11 protein-coding genes are annotated in these 12131 nt (G+C 32.8%); 7 read left to right on the top strand and 4 right to left on the bottom strand.

All coding sequences use genetic code 11. The features are described from left to right. Nucleotides 1–19 precede the first annotated feature (19 nt). Genes DMZ43_RS08000 through DMZ43_RS07985 form a run of 4 tightly spaced genes read right to left on the bottom strand, consistent with a single transcriptional unit; the run spans nt 20 to nt 2956 of the window. On the bottom strand, nt 20–730 hold the full coding sequence (locus DMZ43_RS08000) for a head GIN domain-containing protein (RefSeq protein WP_131507276.1): 711 nt from the start codon (nt 728–730) through the stop codon (nt 20–22). A 20-nt stretch (nt 731–750) separates the two neighbouring features. Continuing rightward, nucleotides 751–1845 (bottom strand): hypothetical protein, encoded by a 1095-nt coding sequence (locus DMZ43_RS07995; RefSeq protein WP_131507275.1) that lies wholly within the window; start codon nt 1843–1845, stop codon nt 751–753. After that, nucleotides 1823–2386, bottom strand: coding sequence for a hypothetical protein (locus DMZ43_RS07990; protein WP_131507273.1), 564 nt, complete (start codon nt 2384–2386; stop codon nt 1823–1825). The genes DMZ43_RS07995 and DMZ43_RS07990 overlap by 23 nt, the downstream gene beginning before the upstream one ends. A gap of 9 nt (nt 2387–2395) precedes the next feature. Beyond that, nucleotides 2396–2956, bottom strand: a complete 561-nt coding sequence (locus tag DMZ43_RS07985; protein WP_129760779.1) for an RNA polymerase sigma factor — start codon at nt 2954–2956, stop codon at nt 2396–2398. Between the two features lie 231 nt (nt 2957–3187). Between DMZ43_RS07985 and lon the strand changes: the two genes are divergently transcribed. From lon to DMZ43_RS07950, 7 genes are all read left to right on the top strand, one after another. Next, on the top strand, nt 3188–5638 hold the full coding sequence (lon, locus tag DMZ43_RS07980; protein ID WP_131507271.1) for an endopeptidase La: 2451 nt from the start codon (nt 3188–3190) through the stop codon (nt 5636–5638). 96 nt (nt 5639–5734) lie between these two features. Next, nucleotides 5735–6754 carry a type IX secretion system protein PorQ gene (gene porQ / locus DMZ43_RS07975; RefSeq protein WP_131507269.1) on the top strand — a complete coding sequence of 340 codons (1020 nt, stop codon included), beginning with the start codon at nt 5735–5737 and terminating at the stop codon, nt 6752–6754. After that, nucleotides 6754–7449: a (d)CMP kinase gene (gene cmk, locus DMZ43_RS07970; RefSeq protein WP_131507267.1), complete on the top strand. Its 696-nt coding sequence runs from the start codon at nt 6754–6756 to the stop codon at nt 7447–7449. Before porQ ends, cmk begins: the two co-directional genes overlap by 1 nt. 199 nt (nt 7450–7648) lie before the next feature. Then, nucleotides 7649–9484 (top strand): 30S ribosomal protein S1, encoded by a 1836-nt coding sequence (gene rpsA / locus DMZ43_RS07965; protein WP_129760782.1) that lies wholly within the window; start codon nt 7649–7651, stop codon nt 9482–9484. Between the two features lie 299 nt (nt 9485–9783). Beyond that, nucleotides 9784–10530, top strand: coding sequence for a T9SS type A sorting domain-containing protein (locus DMZ43_RS07960; protein WP_131507265.1), 747 nt, complete (start codon nt 9784–9786; stop codon nt 10528–10530). Between the two features lie 121 nt (nt 10531–10651). Then, on the top strand, nt 10652–11191 hold the full coding sequence (pyrR, locus tag DMZ43_RS07955) for a bifunctional pyr operon transcriptional regulator/uracil phosphoribosyltransferase PyrR (protein ID WP_129760783.1): 540 nt from the start codon (nt 10652–10654) through the stop codon (nt 11189–11191). A 4-nt stretch (nt 11192–11195) separates the two neighbouring features. Then, nucleotides 11196–12125 (top strand): aspartate carbamoyltransferase catalytic subunit, encoded by a 930-nt coding sequence (locus DMZ43_RS07950; RefSeq protein ID WP_129760784.1) that lies wholly within the window; start codon nt 11196–11198, stop codon nt 12123–12125. Nucleotides 12126–12131 lie beyond the last annotated feature (6 nt).

The raw sequence follows: 12131 nt of genomic DNA, 5'->3' as shown, positions 1-12131 counted from the left end.
ATTGATTGATGAAATTATTTTAGTTGCTAATACTTCCTGAGCCTGCAACTTTAGTGTCTTCAGTTTTTGGGTTGCCTCTATATTCTATATCACCAGAACCTGCAACTCTTGCTTTTAAACTTATATTACTCACAACTTCTGCATCACCAGAACCTGCAACAGCTACATTTGTGTGGTTAGACTGCAAATTAAAGCCATGAAAATCGCCCGAACCAGCAACTTTTGCTTCTAACTCATTGGTGTTACCTTTAAGCGTTAAATCGCCAGAGCCAGCTAGTTTTCCAACTATAGAAGAAGCCTCTACGTTAAGTACTACATCACCAGAACCAGCTAAAGCTACGTCGAGGTTTGTAGAGGTAATTTTATCTTCGTTCCAAAGGTCTCCAGAACCAGCAAGCGATACATTATTGATGTCTTTAAAAGGAATGGTAATTTTAATTGTTTTCCCTTTACTTGTTCTAAGGTTAACATTGTTTTCGGTTTTAACGATAAGGTTTCCACCTTTAACTTCGGTAACTATATACTCTAAAAGGTTTTCTTCTCCTTCGATAGTTATGTTACCTTCAGTTCCTGCTACTAAAATGTAATCAAACGACCCAGCGCATTTTATACCATCATAGTCTGATGTTGATCTGGTAATAGTAGTCATGTTTCCATTTCCTTTTATTTTTTGTGCGTTTACAATAAACGAACATGCTAAAAAGGCTAAAAATAAGATTGATTTTTTCATTGTTCAGTTGTGTTTTTTGATTAATTCTCTTTTAGTGTTACACTTCCATAGTCTGAAGTGATTTTAATGTTGTTTCCGCTATTTGGGTTTCCTTTATGTCCTAAGTAATATTTGTCAGTAGATTCTATTCGTTTTTTAGAAATTTCAACAGCATCATCAATTTTTAGGGATGCATACTCTAAATCAATTTCAAAATTAAAGTTGTATCCAGGATCGTAGCCAATTGTAATTCCAACGTAATCTGACTCTATCAATACATTTCCTGCATTTGCAGCCATTTTAGCAATTTTTATAGAACCATAATCAGCATTCAATTTTACATTTTTATAAATGTTGCCAAGTCTTTGAGTAAGGTAATCTCCTTTGCCATTTACGTTGTTTGCATTGTTAATGGTAATTGAACCATAATCACAATTGTAACTTACATTTTCAGCAACTTCAATTGTAGAGTCTGTATAGTCAGCCGAAATTTCAAGATTTTTGGTTTTTGCAACAGTATAACCACTGTAATCAGCATTGATTTTACCACTTTTTATATACTCAAAGTAGCAGTTTTTAGTATAGTCAAAGCTTAGTATGTTATTGTCAGACATTAATTCTTTTGTGGTAATCTTTCCGTAATCGCATCTTATTATAGCGCTTCCTTCTAGCTTATCAAGTGTAATACTACCATAGTCGTTGTTTAAATCGACATTGTTGGTAATAGGAAGGTTGACTATGTAATTAATTTCCATATTAATGTTGTTGCCTTTTCCCCAATTCCACCAAGACTTTGATTTGTTTTTATTGAAAATGGTTTTTGCTTCAACTTCGTTTGATGTTGCGTTAAATTCAACAGTAATTTCATCAAGCTTTTTTTGAACCTCGTCTAAATCATTTCCGTTGGTTTTTATAACCACTTCAATAGATGTTGTGTTGCCTTCGTAAGTAGCTACATTAATATTACCATAGCTATTTTTTATTCTTAATAGAGCATCACTGTTAACAGTAAACTCTTTTTTAATGGTTTTTTCTTTAGTGTGTTTGCCTTTTAAGCTTGTTCCACCAGCTATAACAGATAGTGGCATCACTAAAACCAAGGTTAAAAACAGGTTATATAGTATTTTTGATTTCATTATTTTGTTGCTTTAATTGTTTAACTTGTTCTATGTTTTCTAGTACTGATTGTAATACGTCAATTCTGGTTTGAAAATTTGAGATCATAGCGTAAATAACTCGTTTGTCATCTCCACTTTCGGTAAGGTCAACTTTTAGTAATTCGTATTCTTTTTCTAAAATGTTTAACTGCTTTAAAGCATCGTCAACCAAAACTTTGGTTTCAGGAGAACGCTCGTCTTTAAGTAATGCTAATTCTTTGTTTATAGCTGTTGTAAAGAAATCTTGAGTTTTTGATAACTCTGGAGACACACTAGCTAAATCTTTTACTTCAGGCTCTTGCTGAGTAATAGTAAAAAGACTTAAACATAGTATTACTGATGCAGCAACAGCCATTAAAGGTTTCCAAATGTTTTTACCTTTGGATTTAACCGTTGTTACTTTAGTATCTTGAGTTTTTAATTTACTCAAAAAACGATCTTGATGACCTATAGATGGAGTTTCAATGTCAAATTGACCATCTAGCTTTTCAAACAAATTCTTTAAGTTATCTTTTTCCATATCGTTTACTTATAATTCAGCTAATGGCTGAAGTTTTTGCCTCAAACTTTCTTTAGCTCTAGATATCATTGTTCTGCAATTGGCGTGTGATATATTCATGATTTCCGAAATTTCTTCATAATCATACCCTTCAATTAAATGTAGTGTTAAGCTAACTTGGTAATTTTCTTTAAGCTGCTTCATGCTCTGCATAACTTGGGTTGCTTTTAGATTGGTAAATTCATAATCTTCGGCAATCCCTTGCTCATCTTCAATTTTATACATTACATTATCTAAAGGAACATCACTGTATTTACTGTTTTTATTGTAATGGTAAATACTATTGTTTACTACAATTCGTTTTAACCATGATCCAAAAGTCGACTCGTTTTTTAAGCTGTCTAATTTTGTAAAAGCGGTTAAAAAAGAATCTTGCATGATATCTTCAGCTTCAAAGCTGTCTTTTACAATTCGGTGTGCAGTATTATACATAGCTTTGTAATACCGGTTGTAGACTTCCATTTGCGCGTTTTGGTTGCCTAATTTACATAGCTGTAGTAGCTGCTCTATATTTTGATTGGTTAGTGTCAAAAAACAAATGCTTTAGTATAAAGATGTATGTGTTTTTAATTTGTTACACTTTAATTGAAAAAAGTTTTTACTGTGATATTTTGGTAATGGCATAACTATTGAAATTATATAAAGGTAAATAACTTTGTTGATATGTTAAATTGTTGATTATCAGCATTTGTTTTGAATATTTAATGATTAATTAAAATGCATTTTGTTATTTATAATGACAGAATGACCTACAAAAGATATATGGCAAAATCTAATTTTTTAAGTCTTGACAGTTTGTCATTACAGGATTTCGATGAAAATTCAGAGTTAATCCCGTTAATGACACCTGAAGATGAAGCAGAAATAAATAATGAAGCACTACCCGAAACATTACCAATATTACCTTTACGTAATACAGTGTTGTTTCCTGGAGTTGTTATTCCAATTACAGCAGGTAGAGACAAGTCTATAAAGCTTATTAACGACGCTAATAAAAGTAGTAAGGTAATAGGTGTGGTTTCTCAAATAGATGAAACTATAGAAAATCCAACAGGAAACGACATTTATAAAAAAGGAACAGTAGCAAAAATCCTTAAAGTTTTAAAAATGCCTGATGGTAATACTACTATTATTATACAAGGTAAAAGACGTTTTGAGATTGATACAATAGTTTCTGAAAAACCTTATATAACAGCAACTATCAAAGATGTGGCAGAAGCTAAACCAGCTGTTGATAACGAGGAGTTTTCGGCAATAATAGACTCTATAAAAGAATTGTCGCTTCAAATTATTAAGGAAAGCCCAAACATTCCTACCGAAGCTACTTTTGCAATTAAAAATATTGAAAGCAATTCGTTTCTGGTAAATTTCGTGTCTTCAAACATGAATCTTACAGTAAAGGAAAAACAAGAGCTTTTAGAGATAAACGATTTAAAAGAGCGTGCGTTAACTACTTTAAAGTATATGAATGTTGAGTTCCAAAAGTTGGAGCTTAAAAACGACATTCAGTCTAAAGTACAAAGCGACATGAGCCAACAGCAACGTGAGTACTTTTTGCATCAACAAATGAAAACCATTCAAGAAGAACTTGGAGGCGTTTCGTATGAAGAGGAAGTAGAAGAGATGCGCCAACGTGCTAAGGATAAAGTTTGGGATGAAAAAGTAGGCGAGCATTTTGATAAAGAATTATCTAAATTACAGCGAATGAATCCGCAAGTTGCAGAGTATTCTATTCAACGTAATTACTTAGACTTATTTTTAGATTTACCTTGGAATGAGTTTAGTGACGATAACTTCGATTTAAAACATGCCAAAAAAGTTTTAGACCGAGACCATTATGGATTAGATGACGTAAAACGTCGAATTATTGAATATTTGGCAGTTTTAAAATTGCGTAATGATATGAAATCTCCAATCCTTTGTCTTTATGGACCTCCAGGAGTTGGTAAAACGTCTTTAGGAAAGTCTATTGCTGAAGCTTTAGGGAGAGAGTATGTAAGAATGTCATTAGGAGGTTTGCGAGATGAAGCTGAAATTAGAGGACATCGTAAAACCTATATTGGTGCAATGCCTGGACGAATTCTTCAAAGTCTTAAAAAGGCAGGAACATCAAATCCAGTATTTGTATTAGATGAGATAGATAAACTGTCTAATTCGCACCAAGGTGATCCTTCATCTGCAATGTTAGAAGTGTTAGATCCTGAGCAAAACAGTGAGTTTTATGATAACTTCTTAGAAATGGGATTTGACCTTTCTAAAGTGATGTTTATTGCAACCTCTAATAGCTTAAATACCATTCAGCCTGCTTTAAGAGACAGAATGGAAATTATAAATGTAAGCGGTTATACTATTGAAGAAAAAGTTGAAATCGCAAAAAGACATTTACTGCCAAAACAACTTGAAGAACATGGTTTAAAACCTAAAGACCTTAAAATAGCAAAACCACAATTAGAAAAAATTGTAGAAGGTTATACTAGAGAGTCTGGTGTTAGAGGATTGGAAAAGCAAGTAGCAAAAATGGTGCGTTACGCAGCAAAAAACATTGCTATGGAAGAAGAGTACAATGTAAAAGTGAGTAATGATGATATTATAGAAGTACTTGGAGCACCAAAGCTAGAACGCGATAAATATGAAAATAATAATGTAGCAGGAGTTGTTACAGGGTTAGCTTGGACTAGAGTAGGAGGCGATATTTTGTTTATAGAATCAATACTTTCTAAAGGAAAAGGTAATTTAACTATTACTGGTAACTTAGGAAAGGTAATGAAAGAGTCTGCTACCATTGCTATGGAGTATATTAAATCGCATGCTGATGAGTTTGGTATAAACCCAGAAGTGTTTGATAAATATAACGTACACATTCACGTGCCAGAAGGAGCTACTCCTAAAGATGGTCCAAGTGCAGGTGTAACTATGTTAACCTCTTTGGTGTCTTTATTTACGCAACGCAAAGTTAAAAGTAGCTTAGCAATGACAGGTGAGATTACACTTCGTGGAAAAGTGTTACCTGTTGGTGGTATTAAAGAAAAAATATTGGCTGCTAAACGTGCTCGAATAAAAGAAATCTTACTTTGTGAAGACAACAAGCGTGATATAGACGAAATAAAGCCTGAATATTTAAAAGGTCTCAAATTTCACTATGTTACCGATATGAGTGATGTTTTAAAGCTTGCACTCACTAACCAAAAGGTTAAAAATGCAAAGACCTTATAAGTTTAAACCTCAACAATTTGTTGAGGTTTTTTTATAGCATAAAAATAAAACAATGATGTCTTCGTTTTAAGATAGATTTGTTTACTTTGCAGACTTATGCTAAAGAGGGTTTTTATTTTTTTATTTTGCATTGTCACTTCATCAATTTATGCTCAAGTTGGTGGAGAGTCTACGTACCAGTTTTTAAATTTGGTATCGTCTCCTCGTCAAGCCGCATTAGGTGGTAAAGTGCTTACCAATTACGATTATGATGTAACCAGTCCTTTATACAATCCTGCAACTATTAATGATGAAATGGATAACCAGTTAGCACTTAATTATTCAAGCTATTTGGGAGGTATTAGTTATGGTACTGCTGCTTATGCATATACATGGGACAGACGAGTGCAAACATTTCATATTGGGATGACCTATATTAATTATGGTAGTTTTGATGGTTATGATATCAACGGAGTATCTACAGGTTCTTTTACAGGAAATGAAGCCGCTTTATCTTTAGGTTATGCAAAGCAAATTGGGTTTTCCGATTTTTATGCAGGAGCAAACCTTAAAATCATTACTTCAAAATTGGAACAATACAACTCTATTGGAGGTGCATTGGATTTAGGAATAATGTATATAAATGAACGATTAGATTTTCATGCAGCATTAACCGTTAGAAATCTTGGAGCGCAGCTTAAAACTTATGCAGGTTTAAATGAGAGTTTACCTTTAGAAGTCAATTTTGGTATGTCGCAAACTTTAGAGAACGTACCAATTAGATGGCATTTAACCTTAGAAAACCTTCAAGAGTGGCCAATTGGTTTTTCTAATCCTGCAAGAGCAACCACAGACCTTGATGGCGAACAAACCCAAGAAAAAGTAGGCTTTTTAAATGAAGTACTGCGTCATACAATACTAGGAGCAGAGTTATTTCCTGATAGGGGATTTAATGTTCGATTAGGATATAACTTTAGAAGATCAGAAGAATTAAGAATTGTTGACCAACGTAACTTTTCAGGATTATCTTTTGGAGTTGGAATAAAACTTAACAAAATGCGATTCAGTTATACGCATGCAAGATATACAGGAGCTTCGAACACAAGTTTCTTTGGATTACAAATAGATTTGAGATAATGCAAAACATTACTATTGCTATAGACGGATTTTCCTCAACAGGAAAAAGTACAGTTGCTAAACAATTAGCAAAAGCTTTAAGCTATGTGTATGTGGATACAGGAGCAATGTATAGAGCTGTAACTTTATATGCGATGCAAAATAACCTTATAGCGCAAGACTGTTTTGATACAGAAGCATTAATCAATCAATTAGATGATATAAATATCTCATTTAAGTTTAATGAAACGCTAGGTTTTGCTGAGGTCTATTTAAATTCTGTAAATGTTGAAAAGCAGATTAGAACATTAGAAGTTTCAAAATTTGTAAGTCAAGTAGCAACGGTTCCTGAAGTTCGTAGGCAATTGGTAAAACAGCAACAACAAATGGGAAAAGACAAAGGTGTTGTTATGGACGGTAGAGATATTGGTACAGTTGTTTTTCCTGATGCAGAACTTAAATTGTTTATGACAGCATCTGCAAATACAAGAGCATTAAGGCGTTATGAAGAATTGAAAGAACGCGGTGACGATGTGAGTTTTGAAGACGTTTTAAAAAATGTTGAAACCAGAGATAGGATAGATTCCACCAGAAAAGACTCTCCACTTACCAAAGCTGTAGACGCTATAGAAATAGACAATTCTAATCTAACATTAGATGAGCAATTTGAAACCATTTTGCAACTAGCAAAACAAACCATTGCTAAAAACGCATAAGCACTTATTACGCGTTAAAAACCAATAATTTATACTTCAATTATTTATTTGGTATTACAATAAATAAATTGTATTTTTGCACTCCTTTTTAGCGAGTTGAAAAAGATAGGAAGGAAACAAACAAAACAAACAATAACACTTCTGTGTGTGTTCGCATAAATCTTTTTAAACATACAGAATACAAATTAATTATCAGCACATGGCTGAAAAACAAGCAAAACAAGCAGAAGTTGAAGCAACTGAAGCAGTAGCAGCTAAAGCTCCAGTAGTATCTGAAGCACAAGCAAATCCTGAAAAATTCTTAAAAGAGTTTAACTGGCACAATTACGAAGAAGGAATTGACCAAGTTGACGACAAGCAATTAGAAGAATTTGAAAAATTAGTATCTGAAAATTTCGTAGATACTTTAGATGATGAAGTAGTAGAAGGAGAAGTAATTCACATTACTGATCGTGATGCTATCATCGACATCAACGCAAAATCTGAAGGTGTAATCTCATTAAATGAGTTTCGTTACAACCCAAATTTAAAAGTTGGTGACAAGGTAGAAGTATTAATTGACGTTCGTGAAGACACAACAGGACAATTAGTATTATCTCACCGTAAAGCTCGTGTTATTAAAGCATGGGATCGTGTAAACAATGCACATGACACTGGTGAAATCGTAAACGGTTTTGTAAAATGCAGAACTAAAGGTGGTATGATCGTTGACGTATTTGGTATTGAAGCATTCTTACCAGGTTCTCAAATTGATGTAAAACCAATTAGAGATTACGACCAGTACGTAAATAAAACTATGGAATTTAAAGTTGTAAAAATCAACCACGAATTCAAAAACATAGTAGTATCTCACAAAGCTCTTATTGAAGCTGATATTGAAGAACAAAAGAAAGAAATCATTGGTCAATTAGAAAAAGGACAAGTATTAGAAGGTGTTGTTAAAAACATTACTTCATACGGTGTGTTTATTGATCTTGGTGGTGTTGATGGATTAATCCACATTACTGATCTTTCTTGGTCTCGTATCAACCATCCAAATGAGATTGTTGAATTAGACCAAAAACTTAACGTTGTAATTTTAGATTTCGATGAAGATAAATCTAGAATCCAATTAGGTTTAAAACAATTAAGCAAGCATCCTTGGGAAGCACTTGGTGAAACTGTAAAGGTAGGTGACAAAGTAAAAGGTAAAGTTGTTGTAATTGCTGATTACGGTGCATTTATTGAAGTAGAAGAAGGTGTTGAAGGATTAGTTCACGTATCAGAAATGTCATGGTCAACACATTTACGTTCAGCTCAAGATTTCGTATCTGTAGGAGACGAAATTGAAGCGGTTATCTTAACTCTTGATAGAGAAGATCGTAAAATGTCACTTGGTATTAAGCAATTAACTCCAGACCCATGGACTGATATTACAGGAAAATACCCTGTAGGTTCTACACACACTGGTATTGTACGTAACTTTACAAACTTTGGTGTATTTGTTGAATTAGAAGAAGGTATCGATGGATTAATTTATATCTCTGATTTATCTTGGACTAAGAAAATTAAACACCCAAGCGAGTTCTGTAACGTAGGAGACAAGTTAGAAGTTGTTGTTCTTGAGTTAGACGTAGAAGGACGTAAATTATCTTTAGGTCACAAGCAAACTACTGATAACCCATGGGATAAGTATGAGACTGAGTTTGCTTTAGATACAACTCACACTGCTGAAATTTCTGAAATCGTTGACAAAGGTGCAACTGTTGAGTTTAACGAAGATATCGTTGCTTTTGTTCCTTCTCGTCACTTAGAGAAAGAAGATGGTAAGAAACTTAAGAAAGGTGAAGAAGCAGAATTCAAAATCATTGAGTTCAATAAAGAATTCAAGAGAGTAGTTGCTTCTCATACAGCAATCTTTAAAGAAGAAGAAATTGCAAACGTAAAAGCTGCTGCTAAAAAAGCAGAAGCTCAAGCTGCTGAAGCAAAACCTACTTTAGGTGATGCTAACGACGCGTTGCAAGCTCTTAAAGATAAAATGGACGGGAAGAAGTAATATTTGACCCAAAACCAATTTTTTAAAAAGCCTTACAGTTTCTGTAAGGCTTTTTTATGTTTTTCATGTTAAATGTTAAAATTTTATGTATTTCACATAATATTTAATTAAATCGTTGTTATTTATAATTTTGTTTGTTAAATTAATAGTAAATATGTATCAAAATAACGATTTTAATGATTATTTGTTAAAATAAGTTTTAAATTTTTTCATAATTATAGAGTGCACTTTGTAATTAGACAAGATATAGTTCAATCAAGAACAAAGCAGTCTTTTTATTAACCCTAAATTTTTATATTATGAAAAAAAATGTACTTTTTTTAACCGGATTTTTGATGGCTACCATCTTAGTAGCTCAAAATGGAAACACGATTAATGATGCTATAGAAGTAGATGGAACTGCTGTAGCTGTAAATGTTTTAGATTTTAACTCAGCTACTCCTTCGGGATTAAATCCTGCGTGTGGAGCTACTGATGATGTGTTTTATATGCATGAAGTCTCAGGAGGAGATAACAAAGTTACAATTGGTATGGTAAGTGCTGGTGTTTCTTTAATAACTAGTGTTGATTACCAAATTTTATTAGCACCATCAGGAGATATTGGAAATCTTCAAGAAATAGGATGTGATTCTTACGGAGTTTTATTGGTTGTTGGAGGTAGCTTTGAAGTTGTTATCAATAATATTAACCCAGGTGATGTTTACTATTTAAGAGTGTATAAAACTTCAGGACTTGGAGGTGTTTTAACCAATCTTTTAAATGGAACATCAATTACCATGGTTAGTGAGTATGATAGTACTTTAGGTTTAGAAAGCGCAAATCAACAAGACTTTAAAGTTTTAGTAAAGGACAATAAAATAGATTTATTAAACAATACCGATTTTTTTGAATTTAGTATTTATGGATTAGACGGTAAGCAATTGGCTAAAGGAGATTCAAGTGATGTTTTACAATCTATTGACACATCTTATTTAAACAAAGGAGTTTATGTTTTAAACTTATACAATAATAAAAACAGTGAGTCTGTCAAGTTTGTTAGATATTAATTTATTTTGACAACTAAAAAAAAGAAGCCTTAAATAGGCTTCTTTTTACTTTTTTAGAGTTTATACAAACTGCGTAAAAATTTTGCATTATCTTTGTTCTCCAAATACGTTTGGATACAATATGAGTCAAAAAGTGTTACTTAATGCAAAAGAGGTAAACATCATTCTTCATAGATTGGCTTGTCAATTAATTGAAAACCACAACGATTTTTCCAACACAGTTTTAATAGGTATTCAGCCTAGAGGGAAGTATTTAGCTAATCGTTTAGCTAAAATGTTAACTGAAGACTATAAAGTAAAAAACATTCAGTTAGGGCATTTAGATATTACTTTTTTTAGAGACGATTTTAGACGAGGAGAAAAAACTCTTGAAGCTAATACTACCGAAATTAACTTCTTAGTTGAAAATAAAAATGTGGTTTTTATTGATGATGTTTTATATACAGGACGAAGTATACGGTCTGCTTTAACAGCAATTCAATCGTTTGGAAGACCTAACGAAATAGAACTTTTAACCTTAATTGACCGACGTTTTAGTAGGCATTTACCAATACAACCTAATTATAGAGGTCGTCAGGTAGATGCTATTAACAAAGAAAAAGTAAAAGTAAATTGGGCTGAAAATGATGGAGAAGACTCGGTTTACTTAATAAATAATTAAATCTATGAGCGAATTAAGTGTCAACCACTTATTAGGAATAAAATATCTTAACTCTCAAGATATTCAACTTATTTTTGAAACTGCCGATCATTTTAAAGAAGTCATTAACAGGCCAATAAAAAAAGTACCTTCGCTTAGAGACATTACAATTGCTAATTTATTTTTTGAAAACTCTACGCGTACAAAGCTCTCTTTTGAGTTAGCCGAAAAACGATTGTCTGCAGATGTTATCAATTTTTCAGCATCACAATCTTCAGTAAAAAAAGGAGAAACTTTAATTGATACGGTAAACAATATTCTTTCCATGAAAGTGGATATGGTTGTTATGAGACACCCAAATCCTGGAGCAGGAGTGTTTTTATCTCAACATGTTGATGCAAGTATTGTAAATGCTGGAGATGGAGCTCATGAGCATCCAACACAAGCTTTGTTAGACAGTTATTCAATACGAGAGCGACTAGGAAGTGTAAAAGGCAAAAACGTTGTTATAGTTGGTGATATTTTACATAGTCGTGTTGCCCTTTCAAATATATATGCATTACAACTTCAAGGTGCAAATGTCATGGTTTGCGGACCAAAAACATTGTTACCAAAACATATTGATAAACTTGGTGTAAAAGTTGAAACTAATTTGCGTAAAGCCCTTAATTGGTGTGACGTAGCTAATATGCTTCGCGTTCAAAACGAACGAATGGATATAAGCTATTTCCCTTCAACAAGAGAGTACACTCAGCAATATGGAGTTAATAAAGCGTTATTGAACAGTCTTGATAAAGAAATTACAATAATGCATCCTGGACCAATTAATCGTGGTGTGGAAATCACGAGTGATGTTGCAGATTCTGACCAAGCTATTATTTTAGATCAAGTTCAAAATGGAGTAGCAGTTAGAATGGCTGTAATTTATTTATTAGCTTCAAAAATTAAACACTAATTTATT

Source organism: Meridianimaribacter sp. CL38 (assembly GCF_004328055.1).
Lineage (GTDB): Bacteria > Bacteroidota > Bacteroidia > Flavobacteriales > Flavobacteriaceae > Gaetbulibacter_B > Gaetbulibacter_B jejuensis.
This window is presented reverse-complemented; position numbering and strand designations above follow the sequence as displayed.